At 69.7% G+C, this 24115-nt stretch carries 22 protein-coding genes; 8 read left to right on the top strand and 14 right to left on the bottom strand.

What is annotated here, in order from left to right; translation table 11 throughout:
* Positions 1-3 precede the first annotated feature (3 nt).
* The 6 genes from E0500_RS33540 to E0500_RS33515 form a co-directional block, all read right to left on the bottom strand.
* Positions 4-1260 (bottom strand): cysteine desulfurase, encoded by a 1257-nt coding sequence (locus E0500_RS33540; RefSeq protein WP_131569144.1) that lies wholly within the window; start codon positions 1258-1260, stop codon positions 4-6.
* Positions 1257-2021 (bottom strand): Fe-S cluster assembly ATPase SufC, encoded by a 765-nt coding sequence (sufC, locus tag E0500_RS33535; RefSeq protein WP_131569146.1) that lies wholly within the window; start codon positions 2019-2021, stop codon positions 1257-1259. Before sufC ends, E0500_RS33540 begins: the two co-directional genes overlap by 4 nt.
* A 7-nt stretch (positions 2022-2028) precedes the next feature.
* Positions 2029-2358, bottom strand: coding sequence for a non-heme iron oxygenase ferredoxin subunit (locus E0500_RS33530; RefSeq protein WP_131569148.1), 330 nt, complete (start codon positions 2356-2358; stop codon positions 2029-2031).
* The gene (gene sufD / locus E0500_RS33525; protein ID WP_131569150.1) at positions 2355-3539 is read right to left on the bottom strand and encodes a Fe-S cluster assembly protein SufD; all 1185 of its coding nucleotides are present in this window, start codon (positions 3537-3539) and stop codon (positions 2355-2357) included. The genes E0500_RS33530 and sufD overlap by 4 nt, the downstream gene beginning before the upstream one ends.
* Before the next feature lie 78 nt (positions 3540-3617).
* On the bottom strand, positions 3618-5039 hold the full coding sequence (gene sufB, locus E0500_RS33520; protein ID WP_131569152.1) for a Fe-S cluster assembly protein SufB: 1422 nt from the start codon (positions 5037-5039) through the stop codon (positions 3618-3620).
* Positions 5036-5824, bottom strand: a complete 789-nt coding sequence (locus E0500_RS33515) for a winged helix-turn-helix transcriptional regulator (RefSeq protein WP_131569154.1) — start codon at positions 5822-5824, stop codon at positions 5036-5038. Before E0500_RS33515 ends, sufB begins: the two co-directional genes overlap by 4 nt.
* A gap of 275 nt (positions 5825-6099) precedes the next feature.
* On the opposite strand from E0500_RS33515, the gene E0500_RS33510 reads away from it, so the two are divergent.
* Genes E0500_RS33510 through E0500_RS33500 form a run of 3 tightly spaced genes read left to right on the top strand, consistent with a single transcriptional unit; the run spans position 6100 to position 8879 of the window.
* Complete coding sequence (locus tag E0500_RS33510; protein WP_131569156.1) at positions 6100-7023, top strand: ABC transporter ATP-binding protein; 924 nt, start codon at positions 6100-6102, stop codon at positions 7021-7023.
* Positions 7020-7814, top strand: coding sequence for an ABC transporter permease (locus tag E0500_RS33505; protein ID WP_131569157.1), 795 nt, complete (start codon positions 7020-7022; stop codon positions 7812-7814). The genes E0500_RS33510 and E0500_RS33505 overlap by 4 nt, the downstream gene beginning before the upstream one ends.
* A 57-nt stretch (positions 7815-7871) precedes the next feature.
* Positions 7872-8879: a heme A synthase gene (locus E0500_RS33500; RefSeq protein WP_131569159.1), complete on the top strand. Its 1008-nt coding sequence runs from the start codon at positions 7872-7874 to the stop codon at positions 8877-8879.
* Positions 8880-8928: 49 nt separating this feature from the next.
* Here the strand turns inward: E0500_RS33500 and E0500_RS33495 are convergent, their stop codons facing one another.
* From E0500_RS33495 to E0500_RS33480, 4 genes are all read right to left on the bottom strand, one after another.
* Complete coding sequence (locus E0500_RS33495) at positions 8929-9681, bottom strand: nucleotidyltransferase domain-containing protein (RefSeq protein WP_131569161.1); 753 nt, start codon at positions 9679-9681, stop codon at positions 8929-8931.
* 75 nt (positions 9682-9756) lie between these two features.
* Positions 9757-10866, bottom strand: a complete 1110-nt coding sequence (locus E0500_RS33490; RefSeq protein WP_131569163.1) for an amidohydrolase family protein — start codon at positions 10864-10866, stop codon at positions 9757-9759.
* A 413-nt stretch (positions 10867-11279) separates the two neighbouring features.
* The gene (locus E0500_RS33485) at positions 11280-11636 is read right to left on the bottom strand and encodes a hypothetical protein (RefSeq protein WP_131569165.1); all 357 of its coding nucleotides are present in this window, start codon (positions 11634-11636) and stop codon (positions 11280-11282) included.
* Positions 11637-11728: 92 nt separating this feature from the next.
* On the bottom strand, positions 11729-12694 hold the full coding sequence (locus E0500_RS33480; protein ID WP_165935161.1) for a heme o synthase: 966 nt from the start codon (positions 12692-12694) through the stop codon (positions 11729-11731).
* Between the two features lie 436 nt (positions 12695-13130).
* On the opposite strand from E0500_RS33480, the gene tkt reads away from it, so the two are divergent.
* Genes tkt through pgl form a run of 5 tightly spaced genes read left to right on the top strand, consistent with a single transcriptional unit; the run spans position 13131 to position 19901 of the window.
* Positions 13131-15233, top strand: coding sequence for a transketolase (tkt, locus tag E0500_RS33475; protein WP_181587317.1), 2103 nt, complete (start codon positions 13131-13133; stop codon positions 15231-15233).
* Between the two features lie 34 nt (positions 15234-15267).
* Positions 15268-16386, top strand: a complete 1119-nt coding sequence (tal, locus tag E0500_RS33470) for a transaldolase (RefSeq protein WP_131562322.1) — start codon at positions 15268-15270, stop codon at positions 16384-16386.
* Between the two features lie 4 nt (positions 16387-16390).
* Positions 16391-17929, top strand: a complete 1539-nt coding sequence (gene zwf, locus E0500_RS33465; protein WP_131562320.1) for a glucose-6-phosphate dehydrogenase — start codon at positions 16391-16393, stop codon at positions 17927-17929.
* Positions 17926-19122 (top strand): glucose-6-phosphate dehydrogenase assembly protein OpcA, encoded by a 1197-nt coding sequence (opcA, locus tag E0500_RS33460; RefSeq protein WP_131562317.1) that lies wholly within the window; start codon positions 17926-17928, stop codon positions 19120-19122. The genes zwf and opcA overlap by 4 nt, the downstream gene beginning before the upstream one ends.
* Positions 19119-19901: a 6-phosphogluconolactonase gene (pgl, locus tag E0500_RS33455; protein WP_131562315.1), complete on the top strand. Its 783-nt coding sequence runs from the start codon at positions 19119-19121 to the stop codon at positions 19899-19901. The genes opcA and pgl overlap by 4 nt, the downstream gene beginning before the upstream one ends.
* Before the next feature lie 222 nt (positions 19902-20123).
* Here the strand turns inward: pgl and pgi are convergent, their stop codons facing one another.
* The 4 genes from pgi to secG form a co-directional block, all read right to left on the bottom strand.
* Positions 20124-21776, bottom strand: a complete 1653-nt coding sequence (gene pgi, locus E0500_RS33450; RefSeq protein WP_131562312.1) for a glucose-6-phosphate isomerase — start codon at positions 21774-21776, stop codon at positions 20124-20126.
* Positions 21777-21829: 53 nt separating this feature from the next.
* Positions 21830-23092: an MFS transporter gene (locus tag E0500_RS33445; RefSeq protein WP_131562310.1), complete on the bottom strand. Its 1263-nt coding sequence runs from the start codon at positions 23090-23092 to the stop codon at positions 21830-21832.
* A 163-nt stretch (positions 23093-23255) separates the two neighbouring features.
* A complete protein-coding gene (locus E0500_RS33440) occupies positions 23256-23591 on the bottom strand; it encodes an RNA polymerase-binding protein RbpA (protein ID WP_003957010.1) in 336 nt (111 codons plus the stop codon).
* A gap of 227 nt (positions 23592-23818) precedes the next feature.
* Positions 23819-24049 carry a preprotein translocase subunit SecG gene (gene secG, locus E0500_RS33435; protein WP_009300451.1) on the bottom strand — a complete coding sequence of 77 codons (231 nt, stop codon included), beginning with the start codon at positions 24047-24049 and terminating at the stop codon, positions 23819-23821.
* Between the last annotated feature and the right edge of the window lie 66 nt (positions 24050-24115).

The raw sequence follows: 24115 nt of genomic DNA, 5'->3' as shown, positions 1-24115 counted from the left end.
CCTTCAGCCGAAGAAGTTCCGTACGTGCTCCAGTCCGTCGACCAGAGCGTCGATCTCGGCCGGCGTGGAGTACAGATAGAACGACGCTCGCGTGGTCGCAGGAATTCCGTACCGCAGGCAGACGGGGCGGGCGCAGTGGTGGCCGACCCGGACCGCGATGCCCTGCTCGTCGAGGACCTGGCCCACGTCGTGCGGGTGGATGTCACCGAGCGTGAAGGAGATCGCCGCGCCCCGGTCCTCGGCCGTGGCCGGGCCGATGATGCGCAGGCCGGGGACCTCGCCCAGCTTCTTCACCGCGTACTCGGTGAGCGCGTGCTCGTGGGCGAGGATCTTGTCCATGCCGATCGACGACAGATAGTCGATCGCCGCGCCCAGGCCGACCGCCTGCGCGATCGGCGGGGTGCCCGCCTCGAACTTGTGCGGAGCCGGTGCGTACGTCGACGAGTGCATCGACACCGTCTCGATCATCTCGCCGCCGCCGAGGAACGGAGGGAGGTCCTCCAGCAGTTCCTGGCGGCCCCAGAGCACGCCGATGCCGGTCGGGCCGCACATCTTGTGGCCGGTGAAGGCCACGAAGTCGGCTTGGAGGGCCTGTACGTCCAGCGGCATGTGCGGTGCGGCCTGCGAGGCGTCGATCAGGACCAGGGCCCCGACCTCCTGCGCCCGGCGGACTATCGCCTCGACCGGGTTGACCGTCCCCAGGATGTTCGACACCAGCACGAAGGAGACGATCTTCGTCTTCTCCGTGATGATCTCGTCGATGTTCGACAGGTCGAGACGGCCCTCGTCCGTGAGGCCGAACCACTTCAGCTTCGCTCCCGTGCGCTGCGACAGCAGCTGCCACGGCACGATGTTGGAGTGGTGCTCCATCTCCGTGATGACGATCTCGGTCTCGGCGTCCACGCGGTAGGGCTCGTCGGCCCAGCCCAGCATGTTCGCCACGAGGTTCAGCGACTCGGAGGCGTTCTTGGTGAAGATCACCTCGTCGCGGCTGGGCGCGTTGATGAACGCGGCGACCTTGTCCCGCGCGCCTTCGTACAGCGCCGTGGCCTCCTCGGCGAGCACATGCACACCGCGGTGGACGTTGGCGTTGTAGCGCTCGTAGTACTCGCTCAGGGCGTCCAGTACCTGGCGCGGCTTCTGCGAGGTCGCCGCGTTGTCCAGGTACACGAGCTTCCTGCCGTCGTGGACCTGCCGGTCCAGGATGGGGAAGTCCTTGCGGATCGCCTCGGTGTCGAGGAGGCCCGGCAACTGTGTCACGCGGATGCGCCACCCTTCACGTATGCCTCGTAGCCCTCGTTCTCCAGCTTGTCCGCGAGCTCGGGGCCACCGGACTCGGCGATCCGGCCGGCGGCGAACACGTGGACCTGGTCGGGCTTGATGTAGCGCAGGATGCGCGTGTAGTGGGTGATCAGCAGGGTGCCGACCTCGCCGCTCTCGCGGACGCGGTTCACGCCCTCCGACACCACGCGCAGCGCGTCGACGTCCAGACCGGAGTCCGTCTCGTCGAGGATCGCGACCTTCGGCTTGAGCAGCTCCAGCTGGAGGATCTCGTGGCGCTTCTTCTCACCGCCGGAGAAGCCCTCGTTCACATTGCGCTCGGCGAAGGACGGGTCGATGCTGAGGCGCTCCATGGCCTCCTTGACCTCCTTCACCCAGGTGCGCAGCTTGGGGGCCTCGCCGCGGATGGCGGTGGCGGAGGTGCGCAGGAAGTTGGAGACCGAGACGCCGGGAACCTCGACCGGGTACTGCATCGCCAGGAACAGGCCCGCGCGGGCGCGCTCGTCGACGGACATCTCCAGGACGTCCTCGCCGTCGAGCAGCACGGTGCCGCTGGTGATCGTGTACTTGGGGTGACCCGCCAGCGAGTAGGCGAGGGTCGACTTGCCCGAGCCGTTGGGGCCCATGATGGCGTGCGTCTCGCCCTGCTTCACGGTGAGGTCGACGCCCTTGAGGATCTCCTTCGTGGCGTTGTCGGCCTCGACGGTGACGTGCAGGTCTCGGATTTCAAGCGTTGCCATGGGTGCCTCAGGACTCCTGGGTGAGGGAGACGAGCACGTCGTCCCCTTCGATCTTTACGGGGTATACGGGGACGGGGCGCGTCGCGGGAAGGCCGGACGGCTTGCCGGTGCGCAGGTCGAAGCTGGAGCCGTGCAGCCAGCACTCGATCTGGCAGTCCTCCACCTCGCCCTCGGAGAGCGAGACGTTGGCGTGCGAGCAGATGTCGTAGATCGCGAAGACCTCGCCCTCGGTCTGGACGACCGAGATGGGCGTGCCGTCGAGTTCCACCCGCTTCGGGGTGTCCTCCTCCAGCTCGCTCAGCCCGCAGGCGCGCAGGAACGTGGACGAGGCAGTCATGCGACCGACGCCTCCAGCTCCTCTTCGATCTTGGCGATGAGGCGCTCCTCGATGTCCTCGACGCCGATCTGCTGGACCAGCTCGGCGAAGAAGCCGCGGACGACGAGGCGGCGGGCCTCGTGCTCCGGGATACCGCGGGCCATCAGGTAGAAGAGCTGCTCGTCGTCGAAGCGGCCGGTCGCCGAGGCGTGGCCGGCGCCGACGATCTCGCCGGTCTCGATCTCCAGGTTCGGCACGGAGTCGACACGGGCGCCGTCGGTCAGCACCAGGTTGCGGTTCATCTCGTAGGTGTCCGTGCCCTCGGCCCTGGCCTCGATCAGCACGTCACCGATCCACACCGCGTGCGCGTTGTCGCCCTGGAGCGCGCCCTTGTAGGCGACGTTGGACTTGCAGTGCGGGGTGTTGTGGTCGACCAGGAGGCGGTGCTCCTGGTGCTGGCCGGCGTCGGTGAAGTACAGGCCGTAGAGCTCGGCCTCGCCTCCGGGGCCCGCGTACGACACGCGCGGGTGGAGGCGTACGACGTCGCCGCCGAAGGTGACGACCACGGACTTGAAGGACGCGTCCCGGCCGACGAGGGCGTTGTGCTGGCCGACGTGCACGGCCTTGTCGTCCCAGTCCTGGACCGAGACGACGGTCAGCTTGGCGCCGTCGCCCAGGAGGTAGTCGACGTTGGCGGCGAGCACGGCGTCGCCGCTGTGGTCGATGACGACGACGGCCTCGGCGAAGGCGCCCAGCTCGATGACCTGGTGGCCGTAGGCGACCCCGCCCTCGCCGTGCACGGCAATACGGATCGGCTCGGTGAGCACCGTCTCCTTGGGGACCGTGACCACGCCGGCCTTCTCGAACGCCGAGTACGCCTGGGCGGCGACGCGGTCCACCGGGGTGCCCGCCTTGCCGATCCGCGCGTCGTCGCGGCCGACGGTCTCGACGATGACGCCCTCGGGGGCCTGGACGTCCACCTTCACACCGGTACCGTCCACCACCGCGGTGCCGTCGTGCAGGCCGCGCAGGCGCTCCAGCGGGGTGAACCGCCACTCCTCCTCGCGGCCGTGCGGGACCGGGAAGTCCGCCACGTTGTAGGAGGGGGGCGCGCTCATGCGCGTGGCTACGGTCGACTCGGCCGCAACAGCGATCGAGCCGGCGGTGGTGGAGCCCACCGGGATGTTCTGGGCCTCAGCCATGGCTGTCGTTGTGCTCTCTTTCCTACGTATGGGGCTTGATGGGAAGGGCGGCCGGCGCTCGCCGACCGTGGCCGGTGACTAACCGACCGAGCCCTCCATCTGCAGCTCGATCAGCCGGTTGAGCTCCAGTGCGTACTCCATCGGCAGTTCCTTGGCGATCGGCTCGACGAAGCCGCGCACGATCATCGCCATCGCCTCGAACTCGCTGAGGCCTCGGCTCATCAGGTAGAAGAGCTGGTCCTCGGAGACCTTGGAGACGGTCGCCTCGTGGCCCATGGACACGTCGTCCTCGCGGACGTCCACGTACGGGTAGGTGTCCGAGCGGGAGATGGTGTCGACGAGCAGGGCGTCACAGAGCACGTTGGACTTCGCGCCCGGGGCGCCCTCGCCGATCTCGATCAGACCGCGGTACGACGTACGGCCACCGCCGCGCGCCACCGACTTCGAGACGATGTTGGACGACGTGTTCGGCGCCATGTGGACCATCTTGGCGCCCGCGTCCTGGTGCTGGCCCTCGCCCGCGAAGGCGATGGAGAGGGTCTCGCCCTTGGCGTGCTCGCCCATCAGGTAGACGGCAGGGTACTTCATCGTCACCTTGGAGCCGATGTTGCCGTCGATCCACTCCATGGTGGCGCCCTCGTAGGCGACGGCGCGCTTGGTGACCAGGTTGTAGACGTTGTTCGACCAGTTCTGGATGGTCGTGTAGCGGCAGCGGGCGTTCTTCTTGACGATGATCTCGACGACCGCGCTGTGCAGGGAGTCGCTCTTGTAGATCGGGGCGGTGCAGCCCTCGACGTAGTGCACGTAGGCACCCTCGTCGACGATGATCAGGGTCCGCTCGAACTGGCCCATGTTCTCCGTGTTGATGCGGAAGTAGGCCTGGAGCGGGATCTCCACGTGCACGCCCTTCGGCACGTAGATGAAGGAGCCGCCGGACCACACCGCGGTGTTCAGCGAGGCGAACTTGTTGTCGCCGACCGGGATGACGGTCCCGAAGTACTCCTTGAAGAGCTCCGGGTGCTCCTTCAGCGCGGTGTCGGTGTCGAGGAAGATGACGCCCTGCTCCTCCAGGTCCTCGCGGATCTGGTGGTAGACGACCTCCGACTCGTACTGGGCGGCGACACCGGCCACGAGGCGCTGCTTCTCCGCCTCGGGGATGCCGAGCTTGTCGTACGTGTTCTTGATGTCCTCGGGCAGGTCCTCCCAGGACTCCGCCTGCTTCTCCGTGGAGCGCACGAAGTACTTGATGTTGTCGAAGTCGATGCCCGACAGGTCCGAGCCCCAGTTCGGCATGGGCTTCTTCTCGAAGAGCTTCAGGCCCTTGAGGCGCAGCTTGGTCATCCACTCCGGCTCCGACTTCTTGCCGGAGATGTCACGGACGACCGCTTCGTTCAGGCCGCGCTTCGCTGCGGCACCGGCTTCGTCGGAGTCGGCCCAGCCGTATTCGTACTTGCCCAGGCCCTCGAGCTCAGGGTGGGCAGTCTCCGTGGGGAGAGTCATGCGGGGTTCCTCCCGGCCGTGCTTGCAGATGCGGTGTGGTCTTGCTGGTCGTTCTGGGAAATCTGCGACGCCTGTGCGGCGTGTGCAGCTTTGGGGATGAACGTCGTGCAGACGCCGTCGCCGTGCGCGATGGTCGCCAGCCGCTGGACATGTGTGCCGAGCAGCTGGGAGAAGACCTCGGTCTCCGCCTCGCAGAGCTGCGGGAACTGTTCGGCGACGTGGGCGACCGGGCAGTGGTGCTGGCAGAGCTGCTCTCCGACCGGTGCGCTGCGCGCAGTGGCAGCGTACCCGTCCACGCTCAAGGCCTTGGCCAGGGCTTCGGTGCGCTCCTCGGGGGCGACGGCCTCGATCGCCTCGCGGTACGCCCCGGCCTGTGCGGCGAGGCGGGCGCGGGCGAAGGCGGCGACCGCTTCCTGGCCGCCCTCGCGCTCGGCGATCCACCGGAGGGCGTCCGCGGCGAGCTTGTCGTAGGACTGGTCGAAGGCGTCCCGGCCGCAGTCGGTCAGGGCGAACACCTTGGCGGGCCGGCCGCGTGTCCGTGCGCCGTAGACCCGCTGCTCACGGGCTTCCACAACGTCGTCGGAGACCAGCGCGTCAAGGTGGCGCCGCACGGCCGCCTGCGTGAGTCCCAGCCTTTCGGCGAGCGCGGCGACGGTCGACGGGCCGTGGTCCAGGATGGACCGCGCGACCCGGTTGCGCGTGGAGCGGTCCGAGCGCAACCCAGCCGCGAGCTCTTCCTGAGGGGCACCCTTTGCGGTCCCCCGAGCCTCGCCGACGTTTTTCACAACGCCATTGTTGCGTAATTCCCGAGAGCGGGGCAAGCCACGTCCGGACCGCTCGACGGTGCCGTACATCACTTAGGCATACCTAAGCCACCACCCGAGCCGGCACCAGAGCTGACCTGCGCGAACGATCTCTGATCGATCAAGTCGGTGATGCAACCAGGGTTCTTGCGGGGGCCTGCCGGACCATGCAGGCACCGTCTCCCACCTCCCCGTGAGGGCGGCGTCTTCGCCCCCGCCCGCCAGGCGCCCCGATCGCGTCCCTAGACTTGGCGCCCATGCAGAGTGAGCCCGTGGTCCAGGTCCGTTCCCTGGTGAAGCGGTACGGCGGGAAGACCGCGGTGGACGGCCTCGACCTGGTGGCCAGAGCGGGCGTCACCGCCGTGCTCGGCCCCAACGGGGCAGGCAAGACGACCACGGTCGAGACCTGCGAGGGATACCGGAAACCGGACGCGGGGACGGTCCACGTGCTGGGCCTCGACCCCGTACGACAGGCCGGTGACCTGCGCCCGCGCATCGGTGTCATGCTCCAGTCCGGCGGCGTCTACTCGGGCGCGCGGGCCGACGAGATGCTGCGCCACGTGGCGAAGCTCCACGCCCACCCCCTGGACGTGGACGCGCTGATCGAACGGCTGGGCCTCGGCTCCTGTGGCCGCACCACGTACCGCCGTCTCTCCGGCGGCCAGCAGCAGCGTCTCGCCCTCGCCATGGCCGTGGTGGGCCGCCCCGAACTGGTCTTCCTCGACGAGCCGACCGCCGGTCTCGACCCGCAGGCCCGCCGGGCGACCTGGGACCTGGTGCGCGACCTGCGCGCGGACGGCGTCTCGGTCATCCTGACCACCCACTACATGGACGAGGCCGAGCAGCTCGCCGACGACGTCGCGATCATCGACGCCGGCCGCGTCATAGCCCAGGGCTCCCCCGAGGAGCTGTGCCGGGGCGGTGCCGAGAACACCCTGCGTTTCACGGGACGGCCCGGCCTCGACGTGGGCTCCCTGCTGAAGGCGCTCCCGGCGGACTGCACCGCGGCGGAGCTGACCCCGGGCGCGTACCGCGTCGTCGGCAAGGTCGATCCGCAACTGCTGGCGACGGTCACCTCGTGGTGCGCGCAGCACGGGGTGATGCCGGAAAAGATCTCGGTGGAGCGGCACACCCTCGAAGACGTCTTTTTGGAGCTCACTGGCAAGGAGTTGCGCGTATGAGCGTGAGTGAGAGCGCGCGTACGAGTACCGCGAAGACGTACGCGCCGAAGCCGGGCGCGGCCCCGCTGTCGCGGATGATCGGGGCGCAGGCGGCGCTGGAGACGAGGATGCTGCTCCGCAACGGAGAGCAGCTGCTCCTGACGGTCGTGATCCCGACGCTGCTGCTCGCTCTGTTCAGCACCGTGGACATCGTCGACACGGGCTCCGGTGAGGCCGTCGACTTCCTCGCGCCCGGAGTACTGGCGCTCGCCGTGATGTCGACGGCGTTTACCGGCCAGGCCATCGCCACCGGTTTCGAGCGCCGTTACGGCGTGCTGAAGCGGCTCGCCTCGTCACCGCTCCCCCGCTGGGGGCTGATGACCGCCAAGACGCTCTCGGTACTGGTCACGGAGATCCTCCAGGTCGTCCTCCTCACGGTGATCGCCTTCGCCCTGGGCTGGTCACCGCACGGCAACCCCCTCGCCGTTCTCCTGCTCCTGGTCCTCGGCACGGCCGCCTTCTCCGGGCTCGGACTGCTGATGGCGGGCACGCTCAAGGCGGAGGCCACGCTGGCGGCGGCGAACCTGGTCTTCCTGCTGCTGCTCGTGGGCGGCGGCGTGATCGTGCCGCTGGACAGGTTCCCGGAGGCGGCCGGGACCGTCCTCGGGCTGCTCCCCATCTCGGCGCTGTCGGACGGCCTGCGGAGCGTCCTCCAGCACGGCGCCGGCATGCCGTGGGGCGATCTCGGCATCCTGGCTGTGTGGGCGGTGCTCGGACTGGGCGCGGCGGCGCGCTTCTTCCGCTGGGAGTGAGCCCCCGGGCGGAAGAGGGCCACCCCTCGTGAAACCGTGCACAAGCGGCGGCCTACCATGGGGCGCGTGCCAAAAGTGACCCGCGCCGACGCCACAGCCTTCGTGCGCAACCCCCTCGCCTTCATCGCCGAACGCTGGACACCGGCCCCCGGTACGGTTCAGCGAGCGGCCCTCGCCGCGCTCGTCATGTCGGTGGTCATCGTGGTCACCGGCGGTGCCGTCCGCCTGACGGGCTCCGGTCTCGGCTGCCCGACCTGGCCCAAGTGCACCGAGGACTCGATCACCGCGACCAGCGCGATGGGCATGCACGGCGCCATCGAGTTCGGCAACCGCATGCTGACATACGTGCTGTGCGCCGCGGTCGGCTGGGCGATCATCGCCGCCCGCTCGCAGAAGCCGTGGCGGCGGAGCCTGACGCGCCTGGGCTGGGCCCAGTTCTGGGTCGTCATGGGCAACGCGGTCCTCGGCGGCATCGTCGTCCTGGTCGGCCTCAACCCGTACACGGTCGCCGCGCACTTCCTGCTCTCCACGGCCCTCATGACGGTCGCGACCGTCATGTGGCAGCGCACGCGCGAGAGCGACACGGCACCGCGCCCGCTGGTCGGCAAGGCCGTGCAGCAGCTCGTGTGGGTCATGGTCGTCGCGACGGTCCTGCTGATCGCCGTCGGCACCGTCGTGACCGGGGCGGGCCCGCACGCGGGCGACTCCAGCGATGTGGAGCGCATGCCGCTGGACTGGGAGAACGTCAGCAGGCTGCACGCCGTCCTGGCGTGGATCGTGGTCACCCTGACGTTCGCCCTGTGGTTCGTCCTCAAGGCGGTCGCCGCCCCCAAGGACCCGCTCGACCGCACCCGCGACCTGTTCCTGGTCCTGCTCGCGCAGGGCGTCATCGGCTACGTCCAGTACTTCACCGACCTGCCCGAGGTCCTGGTGGGCGCGCACATGCTGGGCTCCTGCCTGGTGTGGATCGCCACACTGCGGGTGCTGCTGTCGCTGCGGGAGCGGCCGGAGGTCATGGCGGACATGCCGGGGGCGTCGGCGGAAGCGGTCCCCACGCGCGCATGAGTGCGGAAGCGGTCCCCACGCGCGCGTGGGGACCGCGTAGTCCCGTGAGTCACGCGTAGTCCCGTACGAGAGCGTCGATCGCCGGGCCGAGGTACTCCCTGGTCAGCCTGGACCTGCGGGCCGTCCACTCCTCGCCCGGCGCGGCCACCCGGCTCTCGTACCGCCGTCGTCTGACGTCCTCGACCACCTCGACGGGAGCGCCCAGGCCGGGCAGCAGGTCGAGGGCCTCCTTCTTGGTGATCAGCCGCCCGTCCTTCAGGGTCACCGCGGCTCGGGCGTACGTGACGAGCCCGAGGTCGACCCAGACGTCCTGAGCCCAGGCGTCGGTCTTGTCCACAGCCTTGCGCCAGAACTCCCTCTGGTCCTGTACGACAAAGGCGGTCAGCTCACTGTCCGGCACGGCCGGGAGCAGGCCCTCGGGCGACTCGCCGTGCAAGACCAGCCCGAAGGTGTGCAGCTCGCGCCGGGTCACCGGGGTGACGGTCCGCTTGAACAGCTCCTCGTGCGCCCAGGTGAGGTGCCGGCGCTCCGCACCGGCCGCCCTCGCGGGGGTCAGATAGGTGCAGTGCAGCTTGTCGACGAGCGGCTCGTTGCGCAGGCGGGCGTGCAGTCGCGCCACCCGCCACACGGTTCTCGCCGTGATCGGGTCGTCCAGGACCGCGATCAGGTCCAGGTCGCTGCGGCCTTCCTGGTAGTCGCCCCCGCCGAGCGAACCGTGGGCCCATACGGCTACGGGGGCCAGGGCGCGCAGTTCGGTGAGGAAGCGGTCGAGGAGGCGGTCGGTCGCGTCTCTTCGGGTCATGAGAGCAGTGTGCAGTCCGGACGGCCACTCCCGCCCGTAACACCCCTTACCGTTCCGGTCACTTCACCGTTCCGGTCACTTCTCCAGTTCGTACACCCGCCGGGCGTTCCCCGCCGCGATCAGTCCCGCCACCCGCTGCGCGTCCGCTGACGACCACGAGCCCTCGGCCACCCATGTCCCCAGCACCCGCGCCAGCGACTCCCGGAACAGCAGGGCGCCCACCACATGGAGTTCGGGCAGGCCGCGGGCGCCGCTGGAGAAGAGGAGCTTGCCGAAGGGGGCCAGTTCCAGGACCTCGGCGAGGACGGCTGCCGCGCGCGCCCCCGTGCGGACGAGCTCGGCGCCCAGGTCGGCGTACACGTGGGGGAAGACCCCGGCGAGGTGGGCCGCGTGGCGGTGATAGGGGTAGCCGTGCAGCAGGACCAGATCGGTGCCCAGTCCGGCGGTGGCGCGGGCGAAGTCGGTGAGGAGGACGGGGTTCGCGCCGTCGATGCGCGGGCCCGCATCTCCGAGGCCGGCGTGGAGCTGGAGGGGCAGGCCGGAGGCGACCGCGACCCACAGCAGGTGACGGAGCAGAACCGGGTCGGTGAGCGCACCGCCGACCCGCCGGTCCGCGAGCCAGCGCCCGGCCGCGCCCCGCACCTCCCCGGGCCCCGGCGGCTCCGGCGCGAGCGCCAGACCGTGCCGTGCGCCTGCCAGGGAGGTGAAGGCGACCGCGTTCGCGGCGGCTCCGTGCACCGACTCCGCGAGATTGGTGAGAAAGGACTCGACCGTGCCGGAGGTGTCGGCGACCTGCTCGGCGAGGAGTTCGAGGCGGACGATCTCATGGGCCTCGGCCCCGCCCGCGGAGGCCATCTCGCCGGGCCCCGTGAGATCGCCGGGCAGGCCCGTGTCGACGAGGTACGTGGTGACGCCGCTGCCCCGCAGCAGCCGCCGCCCGGCCTCCAGCACGCCCAGTTCACGGCGTCGGGCGAGGTAGCGGGCGGGCGGGCAGTGCGGCTCCAGGCCGAGCAGGGGCGGGCACCAGCGGCGTACCGCGAAGCCGGTCTGCGTGTCGAAGAACGTCGTGCCGGGCGCGGGCAGGGCCTCACCGCGTGCGAGCTGCGCCTCGAACGTGCCGAGACCCAGCTCCGTCCGCAGGGTGCCGTGGCAGTACTGGTCCACCAGGCATGGCGTTTCGATCATCCGGACTCCCCGCGAGTGGACCGTGTCTCCCACAGGTCCTAACGGGTCACCGTCTCGGCCGTGAACAGCTGAGCTCGCCGACTCGGCCATTCACACCTCGTCGCGCTCCCGACTGCCCCCTACGACAGGGCGGTCACGGGTCGCATCCACCCTCCGATGGAAAGAGGGTGCGGGTGCGGTGACAGACACCCACATCGGACAGCGTCCGATGACGACAGCCGGTCGACGCCACGTACAACCGTGTCCCCGGCATTCGCCGGTTCGTGCCTTCAAAGGACTCACGGACTGACACGGTGACGCTACCCCCCGTCACGGCACTCCCGCAGCCCTTGTCGCCATGATCAGCGACTAACGGGACGCATGTTCGCATCCGCTGCATGGGGAGCAAGCGGGCACTCCAACCCACAAGCGTTTCACCCGTTGCTGGGGCCGCCCAGCTGGATGCCCGCCATCCGCGTCCACTCGTACGGGCCGGTCTTCACCTTGGCCGCGAAGTCGCCGTCGAAGTTCTCGTGCACGGTGACCCCGGCCCTCTTCACGGCCTGCTCGGCGATGGCGTACGTGGGGGCCACGAGGTCGCCCCAGCCTCCGTCCTCGCCGACCAGCACGATGCGGGCGCCGCGCCGGCCGATGTACGCGACCTGCGCCTCGGCCCCGCCGTGCGCCTTGGAGAAGGAGCCGATCTGCTTGGCGAGCCGGGCCGCCGTGCGCTCGGCCTTCGTGGACTTCCTGGCGCCCGCGCCCTCGTCGGCCTGCTGTGTGTCTGCCATGGCCAGGATGCTACCCACGAGTAGAACAAACGGCGACGGGCGGGCTGCGTGGCCTTGACCACGCAGCCCGCCCGTCGGCGGCAAACCGGGTGTCACCGGAGGAAGGGATCCACCGCCACCGCCACGAACAGGATCGACACGTAGGTGATCGACCAGTGGAACAGCCGCATCTCCTTGAGCTTGCCCCCCGTCACCTCGTCCTTCGCGCGGTTCATCAGACCGTGCGCCTCCCACAGCCACACGCCGCCTGCCACCAGCGCGACCGCCGTGTAGAACCAGCCCGTGTAACCGAGCGGGGTGAGCAGCAGCGAGACCGCGACCATCACCCAGCTGTAGATCACGATCTGCCGGGCGACCACCTTGTTGGAGGCGATGACCGGAAGCATCGGCACACCCACGCGCGCGTAGTCGTCCTTCACCTTCATGGACAGCGGCCAGTAGTGCGGCGGCGTCCAGAAGAACATCACCAGGAAGAGGATGACCGGCGCCCACGACATGGAGTTGGTGACGGACGACCAGCCGATCAGCACCGGGAGGCAGCCGGCGATGCCGCCCCACACGATGTTCTGCGAGGTACGGCGCTTCAGGATCATCGTGTACACGACGACGTAGAAGAGGAGCGCGCCCAGCGCGAGCCAGGCCGACAGCCAGTTGACGGTCAGGCCGAAGAGCAGGGTGGAGATGACCGCGAGGGAGATACCGAAGGCGAGGCACTCGCGCGGGCTCACCATGCCGGTGACCAGCGGCCGCTGCGAGGTGCGGTCCATCAGCGCGTCGATGTCCCGGTCGATGTACATGTTCAGGGCGTTCGCGCCACCCGCGGACAGGTACCCGCCGACGCAGGTGAGCAGCACCAGCTTCAGGTCCGGCACGCCCTGTTCCGCCAGGAACATCACCGGCACCGTGGTGATCAGCAGAAGCTCGATGATCCGCGGCTTGGTCAGCGCCACGAACGCTTTGACGCGGGCCCCGAACGGCCGCTGACCCCGGCTGCTGCCCGTGCTGCTCGCCCCGGATAGCACTCCCGGTGGACGGGATTCGACGGCCGTCACGTACACCCCTGACAGAGACATCCCAGCGAGCACCGGTGTGAACAGCCGGTAAAGGCTCGCGCGTACTCACGGAACTGTATCCGCTGCCCGAACCGCGCCCTTCGTGGGGGTGGGGTCGTGTTGGGGAGGCCGCGGGCGGGGAGGGTACCGGCACCCTCCGCGACGGGTGTGCCGCCATTCGCGCAAAGAGCCGAATGCCACTCGATTGAGCGCTCAGACGTCGTGCTCCGTATTCACGTGTCGACTGCGGAACCCATGGGTCTCAACATGCGGAATCCGCCGGTCGGGAGGCGAATCCCGGACGGTCCCGGCAGTCTGGAATGACTGTGGAATGACTCTGGAATGACTCGAAAAAATGCGCGTTCTTCCGGGGGTAGGCTCGACAGCGGCCGGTGCCGCCGAGACACCGGCATGAACATGTGGAGAGGAGCCCTGACTCAGGGTGAGCACCAAGCCGACCACTACAAATCTCGCGTGGACCGAGTTGGACACGCGGGCCGTCGATACTGCCCGCGTTTTGGCCGCCGATGCCGTCCAGAGGGCCGGTAACGGCCATCCGGGTACGGCGATGAGCCTTGCGCCCGCCGCGTACACCTTGTTCCAGAAGGTGATGCGGCATGATCCCGCTGATCCGCAGTGGGCGGGCCGTGACCGGTTCGTGCTGTCCGCGGGGCACTCGTCGCTGACGCTGTACACCCAGTTGTTCCTGGGCGGTTTCGGGCTGGAGCTGGATGATCTGAAGGCCTTCCGTACGTGGGGTTCGAAGACGCCGGGGCATCCGGAGTACGGGCACACGGCGGGTGTGGAGACCACGACCGGCCCGTTGGGGCAGGGGGTGGCGAACGCGGTGGGTATGGCGATGGCCGCCCGGTACGAGCGGGGCCTGTTCGATCCGGACGCCGCGCCGGGCGCGTCGCCGTTCGATCACCACGTTTTTGTGGTGGCGGGGGACGGGTGTCTGCAGGAGGGGATCTCCGCGGAGGCGTCCTCGCTGGCCGGGCATCAGAGGCTGGGCAATCTGGTCCTGCTGTGGGACGACAACCACATCTCGATCGAGGGCGACACCGAGACGGCCGTGTCCGAGGACGTCGTGGGCCGGTATGAGGCGTATGGCTGGCATGTGCAGCGGGTGGAGCCGAAGCCGGACGGTGACCTCGATGTGGCCGCGCTGTTCGCGGCGGTCGAGGAGGCGAAGGCGGTCACGGACCGGCCGTCGTTCATCGCGATGCGGTCGATCATCGCCTGGCCCGCTCCGAACGCGCAGAACACCGAGGCCGCGCACGGCTCCGCTCTGGGTGAGGAGGAGGTCGCGGCCACCAAGCGCGTCCTGGGCTTCGATCCCGAACGGCACTTCGAGGTCGCGGACGAGGTCCTCGCCCACACCCGCGAGCTGGGCGAACGCGGCCGTGAGGTGCGTGCCCAGTGGGAGAAGCAGCTCCAGGAATGGCGCACCAACCACCCCGGCCGTGCGGCGGAGTTCGACCGGATCAGCTCCGGTGAACTGCCCGAGGGGTGGGAGGAGCGGCTGCCGGTGTTCGAGCCGGGCAAGGGGGTTGCCACGCGTGCCGCGTCGGGCAAGGTCCTGCAGGCGCTCGGCGCGGTGATCCCGGAGCTGTGGGGCGGCTCCGCCGACCTCGCCGGCTCCAACAACACCACCATCGACAAGACGTCCTCGTTCCTCCCGGCCGGCAACCCGCTGCCGGAGGCGGACCCCTACGGGCGCACGATCCACTTCGGTATCCGTGAGCACGCGATGGCCGCTCAGATGAACGGGATCGCCCTGCACGGCCACACCCGCATCTACGGCGGCACGTTCCTGGTGTTCTCCGACTACATGCGCAACGCGGTGCGCCTGTCGGCGCTGATGCATCTGCCGGTGACGTATGTGTGGACGCACGACTCCATCGGCCTGGGCGAGGACGGCCCCACCCACCAGCCCGTCGAGCACCTCGCCTCGCTGCGCGCCATCCCGGGCCTGAACGTGGTGCGTCCGGCGGATGCGAACGAGACGGTCATCGCCTGGCGGGAGATTCTCCGCCGGTACACCAAGGAGTTCGGCAAGGGCGCCCCGCACGGCCTGGCGCTGACCCGTCAGGGCGTGCCGGTGTACGAGCCCAACGAGGGCACGGCGAAGGGCGGTTACGTCCTCTTCGACGCCGAAACCGCCGCCGGGCAGAGCACCGGACCTCAGGTCATCCTGATCGCGACCGGCTCCGAGGTCCACCTGGCCGTCTCTGCGCGTGAGCAGCTCCAGGCGGCGGGGGTGCCGACGCGGGTGGTGTCCATGCCGTCGGTGGAGTGGTTCGAGGAGCAGGACCAGGGGTACCGGGACAGCGTCCTGCCGCCGGCCGTCACCGCGCGGGTGGCGGTCGAGGCCGGGATCGGACTGACCTGGCACCGTTACGTCGGGGACGCGGGCCGCATCGTTTCGCTGGAGCACTTCGGCGCTTCGGCCGACGGCAAGGTCCTCTTCCACGAGTTCGGCTTCACTGCCGACAACATCACGGCGGCCGCCCAGGAATCTCTCGCCGCCGCTCAGCGCTGACGCCCGTATACGACACGTAGGAGATGCATTTTCCATGACAGACGCACTGAAGCGCCTCTCCGAGGAAGGCGTCGCGATCTGGCTGGACGACCTGTCGCGCAAGCGGATCACGTCCGGCAACCTCGCCGAGCTGATCGACCAGCAGCACGTCGTGGGCGTCACCACCAACCCCTCGATCTTCCAGAAGGCGATCGCCGGCGGTGACGGCTACGAGCAGCAGCTCCAGGACCTCGCCACCCGCAAGGTCACCGTCGACGAGGCCATCCGCATGATCACCACGGCGGACGTCCGGGACGCCGCGGACATCCTGCGCCCGGTGTTCGACGCGACCGGCGGCCAGGACGGCCGGGTCTCCATCGAGGTCGACCCGCGCCTGGCGCACAACACCCGGGCGACGGTCGCCGAGGCCAAGCAGCTCGCCTGGCTGGTGGACCGCCCGAACACGCTCATCAAGATCCCGGCGACGAAGGCGGGTCTGCCGGCGATCACCGAGGTCATCGGCCTCGGCATCAGCGTCAACGTGACGCTGATCTTCTCGCTGGAGCGCTACCGCGAGGTCATGGACGCGTACCTCGCGGGCCTGGAGAAGGCCAAGGAGCGCGGCCTGGACCTCTCGAAGATCCACTCGGTGGCGTCGTTCTTCGTGTCCCGCGTGGACACCGAGATCGACAAGCGGATCGACGCGCTCGGCACGCCCGAGGCGAAGGCCGCCCGCGGCAAGGCCGCCGTCGCCAACGCGCGGCTCGCCTACCAGGCGTACGAGGAGGTCTTCGCCTCCGGCCGCTGGAGCGCCCTGGAGAGCGGGGGCGCCAACAAGCAGCGTCCGCTGTGGGCGTCGACCGGTGTGAAGGACAAGGCGTACAAGGACACCCTGTACGTCGACGACCTGGTCGCTCCGAACACGGTGAACACCATGCCGGAGGCCACCCTCGTCGCCACCGAGGACCACGGCGAGATCACCGGCAACACCATCGCCGGCACGTACGAGCAGGCCCGCGCCGACCTCGACGCGGTCGAGAAGCTCGGGATCAGCTACGACGACGTGGTCCAGCTTCTGGAGGACGAGGGCGTCGAGAAGTTCGAGGCGTCCTGGAACGACCTGCTGAAGTCGACCGAGGCGGAGCTTGAGCGCCTCACCCCCTCGGAGGGCTGAGACCTTGGCCCCGCTTTCCGGTACCGGAGCGAATCCGCTCCGTGACCCCGCAGACCGACGGCTCCCGCGTATCGCGGGGCCGTCGGGTCTGGTCATCTTCGGCGTCACCGGCGATTTGTCACGCAAAAAGCTGATGCCCGCCGTGTACGACCTCGCCAACCGCGGATTGCTGCCGCCGGGCTTCTCGCTCGTCGGCTTCGCCCGCCGCGAGTGGGCCAACGAGGACTTCGCGCAGGAGGTCCACGACGCGGTCAAGGAGCACGCCCGCACCCCCTTCCGCGAGGAGGTCTGGCAGCAGCTCATCCAGGGCATGCGCTTCGTCCAGGGCACCTTCGACGACGACGACGCGTTCGAGCGGCTGCGCGAGACGATCGACGAGCTGGACAAGGCCCAGGGCACGGGCGGCAACTTCGCGTTCTACCTCTCCGTGCCGCCGTCCGCGTTCCCCGTGGTCATCCAGCAGCTGAAGAAGCACGGGCTGGCCGACCAGACGAGGGACTCCTGGCGGCGTGCGGTCATCGAGAAGCCCTTCGGTCACGACCTGGAGTCGGCGAAGGAGCTCAATGCGATCGTCCACGAGGTCTTCGCCCCGGACCAGGTCTTCCGCATCGACCACTACCTGGGCAAGGAGACCGTCCAGAACATTCTGGCGCTCCGCTTCGCCAACCAGATGTTCGAGCCGATCTGGAACCGGTCGTTCGTCGACCACGTCCAGATCACGATGGCCGAGGACATCGGTATCGGCGGCCGCGCCGGCTACTACGACGGTATCGGCGCCGCCCGTGATGTCATCCAGAACCACCTGCTCCAGCTGATGGCGCTGACCGCCATGGAGGAGCCCGCGTCCTTCGACGCGGACGCGCTCGCCGCCGAGAAGACCAAGGTGCTCGGCGGGGTGCGGCTGCCCAAGGACCTGGGCCGGGACACCGTGCGTGGTCAGTACGCGGCCGGCTGGCAGGGCGGCGAGAAGGTCATCGGCTACCTCGAAGAGGACGGCATCGACCGCAACTCGAAGACCGACACCTACGCGGCGATCAAGCTGGAGGTCGACAACCGCCGCTGGGCGGGCGTCCCCTTCTACCTGCGGACGGGCAAGCGCCTGGGCCGCCGGGTGACGGAGATCGCGGTCGTGTTCCAGCGCGCCCCGCACTCCCCCTTCGACACCACCGCCACCGAGGAGCTCGGCCAGAACGCGGTCGTCATCCGGGTCCAGCCCGACGAGGGTGTCACGGTCCGCTTCGGTTCGAAGGTGCCCGGCACCTCGATGGAGATCCGGGACGTGTCGATGGACTTCGCGTACGGCGAGTCCTTCACCGAGTCCAGCCCGGAGGCGTACGAGCGCCTCATCCTCGACGTCCTGCTCGGGGACTCGAACCTCTTCCCGCGCACCGAGGAGGTCGAGCTGTCCTGGGAGATCCTCGACCCGATCGAGGACTACTGGGAGAAGAACGGCAGGCCCGCGCAGTACCCGGCGGGCACCTGGGGTCCGGTCGAGGCGGACCAGATGCTTCAGCGAGACGGACGGAGCTGGCGCCGGCCATGAAGATAGACCTCACCGACACCACGGCCAGCAAGATCAACAAAGCGTTGGTGCAGGGCCGCCGCGCCATCGGCACACCCGCCGTCGGCATGGTGCTCACCCTGGTCATCGTCACCGACGAGGAGGACGCCTACGACGCCCTGAAGGCCGCCAACGACGCCTCGCGCGAGCACCCCTCGCGCACCCTCGTGGTCATCCGGCGCGTCTCGCGCTCGCCCCGCGACCGTACGTCGTCGCGGCTCGACGCCGAGGTGCGGGTGGGCGCGGACGCCGGCACCGGCGAGACGGTCGTGCTGCGGCTGTACGGCGAGGTGTCGGACCACGCCCAGTCCGTCGTGCTCCCGCTGCTGCTGCCGGACGCCCCGGTCGTGGTCTGGTGGCCCGTGGGCGCACCGCGCGACCCGGCCAAGGACCCGCTGGGCGCCCTGGGCCAGCGCCGGGTCACCGACAGCTACTCGACGGAGAAGCCCATCGACGAGCTGCGGGCCCGGGCCGAGAGCTACGAGCCGGGCGACACCGACCTCGCGTGGGCCCGGATCACGCCGTGGCGTTCCATGCTGGCCGCCGCCCTCGACCAGGTCTCCTGCGAGGTCATCTCCGCGGAGGTGACGGGCGAGGAGTTCAACCCGAGCGTCGAGCTGCTGGCCATGTGGCTCGCCGACCGGCTCCACGTGCACGTCCGGCGCGGGGTCTCCTCCGGCCCCGGTCTGACGGGGGTGCAGCTGGAGACGACCTGCGGTCCGATCTCGCTGCACCGGCCGGACGGGGCGATGGCCACGCTGGCCGTGCAGGGCCAGCCGGACCGCGCGGTGGCGCTCAAGCGGCGCGAGACGTCCGAGCTGATCGCGGAGGAGCTGCGGCGGCTCGACCCGGACGACACGTACGCGTCGGCGCTGCGGTTCGGTGTGGACCGGCTGGGCGGGAGCCCGTCAAGCGTGCCGAGGATCCCGGCTCCCGCGTCGCCCGCGGTGTCGACGGTGTCCGCCCCGCGTCTGTCGGCGTCGGAATCGGCCTCCTCGTCCGGTCCGCTGTCGGAGCGTGCGGACCCGATCGCGCCCGCGTCGGAGACGGCGTCCTCCGCCCGGACGTCCGCGCCGGCCCTGCCGCCCGCCTCTCCGTCGTCCTCGGGGGACGACGACGGCGACCGGCCGTCGCCCTCGCAGATGCCCCCGGTCAAGAAGGCGGCCTCGAAATGAGCACTCCCCAGCTGGTCGTGCACCACGACAAGGAACTGATGGCGCAGGCCGCCGCGGCCCGGCTGATCACTAAGGTCGTGGACGCCCAGGCCTCGCGCGGTTACGCATCGGTGGTCCTCACGGGCGGCCGTAACGGCAACGGCCTGCTGGCCGCCCTCGCGGCCGCCCCCGCCCGGGACGCGATCGACTGGGGCCGCCTGGACCTGTGGTGGGGCGACGAGCGGTTCCTGCCCGAGGGCGACCCGGACCGCAACGTCACCCAGGCCCGCGAGGCGCTTCTGGACTCGGTGCCGCTGGACCCGAAGCGTGTGCATGCCATGCCCGCGTCGGACGGCCTGTACGGCGCCGACGTGGACGCGGCGGCCGCCGGTTACGCGGAGGAGCTGGCGCGGGACGCGGGGCCCGAGAACCACGGGGCCGTCCCCACCTTCGACGTGCTGATGCTGGGTGTCGGCCCGGACACCCATGTGGCGTCCCTCTTCCCGGAGCTGCCCGCGGTACGGGAGACCGAGCGGACAGTGGTCGGTGTGCACGGGGCCCCCAAGCCACCGCCCACCCGGACCACCCTCACGCTCCCCGCGATCCGCGCGGCACGTGAGGTGTGGCTGCTGGCCGCCGGCGAGGACAAGGCCGAGGCCGCGGCGATCGCCCTCTCGGGCGCGGGCGAGATCCAGGCCCCGGCGGCGGGGGCGTACGGCCGCTCCCGCACGCTGTGGCTGCTGGACGCGGCGGCGGCATCGCAGCTGCCGCGGTCGCTGTATCCGCCGGCGTCGCCCTGAGCACCACTGCCCCGTGCCCCAGTGTTCGGGGTGGCTGCACACGAAGAGCCCCAGGCCGAGTTCCTGGGGCTCTTCGTGTGCCTCGGGCTCCCCGTGGCCGAAACCTCTCACGGGCCACGTCGTCGTCCCCGCGCGACGGAGTGCGGCGCGGGCATCCCGCGCGACGGAGTGCGGCGCCGCCGGGACGACGCCGCCACCCGCTTCACACGGTCACCGATCCGTCTACCGGCCGCGCAGCTGCCGGTACTTGGCGACCAGGGACGTCGTCGACGCGTCCAGGCCCGGCACCTGCGCGCCCTCGGTGAGGGCGGGTTCGACGCGCTTGGCGAGGACCTTGCCGAGTTCGACGCCCCACTGGTCGAAGGAGTCGATGTTCCAGATCGCGCCCTGGACGAACACCTTGTGCTCGTACAGCGCGATGAGCTGCCCGAGGACCGACGGGGTGAGCTCCTTCGCGAGGATCGTGGTCGTCGGGTGGTTGCCCTTGAACGTCTTGTGCGGCACCAGCTCCTCCGGGACCCCTTCGGCCCGTACCTCTTCCGGCGTCTTGCCGAAGGCCAGCGCCTGGGTCTGGGCGAAGAAGTTGGCCATCAGCAGATCGTGCTGGGCGACCAGCCCCGGCAGCAGATCGGCCACCGGCTCGGCGAAACCGATGAAGTCCGCCGGGATCAGCTTGGTGCCCTGGTGGATGAGCTGGTAGTACGCGTGCTGCCCGTTCGTCCCCGGCGTCCCCCACACCACCGGTCCGGTCTGCCACTCCACGGGCTGCCCGTCCCGGCCGACGTACTTGCCGTTGGACTCCATGTCCAGCTGCTGCAGGTACGCCGTGAACTTGGACAGGTAGTGGCTGTAGGGCAGCACCGCGTGCGACTGCGCGTCGTGGAAGTTGCCGTACCAGACACCCAGCAGGCCGAGCAGCAGCGGCACGTTGGACTCGGCGGGAGCCGTGCGGAAGTGCTCGTCGACCAGCCGGAATCCGTCGAGCATCTCCCGGAAGCGGTCCGGCCCGATGGCGATCATCAGGGACAGGCCGATCGCCGAGTCGTACGAGTACCGCCCGCCGACCCAGTCCCAGAACTCGAACATGTTGGCCGTGTCGATGCCGAAGTCCGACACCTTCTCGGCGTTCGTCGACAGCGCCACGAAGTGCCTGGCCACCGCCTCCTGGCCGGCCTTCAGCCCGGTCAGCAGCCAGTCGCGTGCCGAGGTCGCGTTCGTGATCGTCTCGATCGTCGTGAACGTCTTCGAGGCGATGACGAACAGCGTCTCGGCCGGGTCGAGGTCGCGCACCGCCTCGTGCAGGTCAGCGCCGTCCACGTTCGACACGAAGCGGACGGTGAGGTCGCGGTCGGTGTAGGAACGCAGCACCTCGTACGCCATCGCCGGACCCAGGTCGGAGCCGCCGATGCCGATGTTGACGATGTTCTTGATGCGCTTGCCGGTGTGCCCGGTCCACTCTCCGGAGCGGACCTTCTCCGAGAAGGCCGCCATCTTGTCGAGCACGGCGTGCACCCCGGGCACGACGTTCTCCCCGTCGACCTCGATCACCGCGTCGCGTGGGGCGCGCAGAGCGGTGTGCAACACGGCCCGGTTCTCGGTGGTGTTGATCTTCTCGCCACGGAACATGGCGTCGCGCAGACCGAACACGTCGGTCGCGGCGGCCAGCTCCCTCAGCAGCCGCAGGGTGTCATCGGTGACCAGGTGCTTGGAGTAGTCGACGTGCAGATCGCCGACCGCGAGCGTGTACCCGGCGCCGCGGCCGGGGGAGGCGGCGAACAGCTCGCGCAGCTGGACGTCGCCCAGCTCCTCCCGGTGCCTGGCCAGTGCCTGCCACTCGGGCGTCTGATTGAGCCTGGTACGGCTGTCTGCGTTCATCTCGGACTTCAGCCTTCTTTCGTGTCCTGCCGGCGTACCTCGAACCTAATTGATCACAGCGGAACACGAGCCGCCGTCCCGCCGTCATTCGGCTCAACAACAAGTACGTTCGCCTTGAGCGTGGGTATCAGCGCGATGACGGCGAGGACGAAGAATGCGGCCGTGAGCAGGGGCGGGGTGTTCAGCCCCCACGCGGTGGCGACGGCTCCGCCCAGCAGGGCGCCGAGGGGCACTCCGGCGAAGGACAGGGTCCGGAAGGCGGAGCTGACCCGGCCCAGGAGCTCGGCGGGGCTGCGCTCCTGCATCAGCGTCGTCGTGTTGACGTTCCACACCATGCCCATGAGCCCGAAGACGGCGAGCGCGCCCACCAGCACGATCATGCTGCGCACGGTGCCCATGACGACGAGGGCGGCGATCTGCACGGAGCCGGCGAGCAGCACGGCCCTCATCCGGCCGAGGCGCGCCACCAGCCGCCCGTTCACCACTCCCCCGGCCAGGCTGCCCACGGTGACAGCGGTGCCCGCCGCCGCGTAGCCCGCGGGGCCCGCCCCCAGCCAGCCGGTGACGAGGACGACCAGAGTGGCGAGCTGTGCGCCCATACCGACATTGCAGAGGGCCGTGGCGGCGCACAGACCGCGCAGGGCGTGGTCGCGCCACAGGGTGCGGAGCCCGTCCGCGATCTCGCGGCGCAGGGTGCTGCCCGCCCGTCTCGGCTTCCGGTCGGATGCGGCGGCCGGCAGCGAGGCCACCAGCGCGGCTGCCACGAGGAAGGTGGCGGCGTTGGCCGCGAAGGGGACGGCGGCCCCCGCCGCCATCAGTAACGGCACGACCGGTCCGCCCAGCAGGCCGCCCGCGATCCGCTGGCCGGTCATGAGCCGGGCGTTCGCGCTGCCCAGGGCATCGCGGTCCACCACGGCGGGCAGGAGGGCCGTGGAGGCGTTGTCGAAGAGCGTCTGGAGAGCGGTCAGCGTGAAGGCCAGCGCGATGAGCAGGGCGATCGAGGCGTGCCCGAGCGCGACGGCCACTGCGAAGGCCCCGACCAGCAGCGCGCGCACCGCGTCCACCGTCCACATCGCGCGCCGCTGGTCCACACGGTCGGCGACGGCGCCCCCGAGCAGCCCGAAGATGATCCAGGGCAGATAGCCGCAGGCCACGACGGACGCGATGAGCAGCGGCTCGTCGGTCAGCGTCACGGCGAGCAGCGGCAGCGCGGCCGCGCGCAGCGCGTCACCGAAACTGGAGAGCACAGCACCGCTCCACAGCCGCGCGAACGCTCCACTCCAGGGCGCCGTGGCCCCTTGCCCACCCTTCGTCACGTGTCCCCCCTCACGTCATCGATGCACAAACCCTAGAGGGTGCCACTGACAACGGGGCTGAGCTGGAGAAACGAGAGTTCGGGGGTGCGTGTGGCCGCTACGCCCGGCCTCGCGCCGAACGCCTCCGGCCAGGCACCTGGGGTGCCCGGCCGGTTCTCAACTCCTAGATCTCGCCTCGCAGTTTGGCGAGCGCCTCGGCGAGGATGGCCTCGCCGTCGGCGTCGCTGCGCCGCTCCCGTACGTACGCGAGGTGCGTCTTGTACGGCTCGGTGCGCGGCGGGTCCGGCGGGTTGTCCCGGTCCTGTCCTGCGGGGAAGCCGCAGCGGGGGCAGTCCCAGGTGTCGGGAACCTGCGCGTCGCTGGCGAAGCTCGGCTGGGTCTCGTGCCCGTTGGAGCACCAGAAGGAGATGCGCAGCCGGGGGGCGGACTCGCCGCGCTCGGCCTCGCCCATCGGCCCCGCCCCGACCCGGCTTCCTCGGATCGCGTTGCCACTTGCCACGGTCGTAACTCCCTGCGTGATGGTGCCGCGAAGCGAGTCGGCGTGACGCTTCGCCGCGAGCGCCTCAGTCTACGTAAGGCCCAACGCGCGTCCAGTGATTGGAGTTACACCCCGCACCCAAGACGCAAGCCCCATGATAGGCCGCGCGGTTGGGCGCGTACCGAGCATGGGGCTTTACGTGCGGATTGGTGCGTCTGTGACGCGGTGCCGTACCGGGGGCCTGTCGGTCAGTTGTTGACCTTCATCAGGATGCCGAGTACGACAATGCACGCGAACCACAGCAGACCGACCACCACGGTGATCCGGTCGAGGTTGCGCTCGGCGACCGAGGAGCCGCCGACGGACGACTGCATGCCGCCACCGAACATGTCGGAGAGGCCGCCGCCCTTCCCCTTGTGCATCAGCACCAGCAGCATCAGCAGCAGGCTGAAGACGATCAGGGCGATCGAGAACCCCATAACCACGGCTGGACCAACTTCCTCGGACTGATATCGACGACGGGGGCCGGGCGGCATGGTCCTTCA

Origin of the sequence: Streptomyces sp. KM273126 (assembly GCF_004337435.2) — a bacterium.
Classification (GTDB): domain Bacteria; phylum Actinomycetota; class Actinomycetes; order Streptomycetales; family Streptomycetaceae; genus Streptomyces; species Streptomyces acidicola.
The sequence above is the reverse complement of the archived record's forward strand: the minus strand, read 5'-3'. Positions and strand labels throughout refer to the sequence as shown.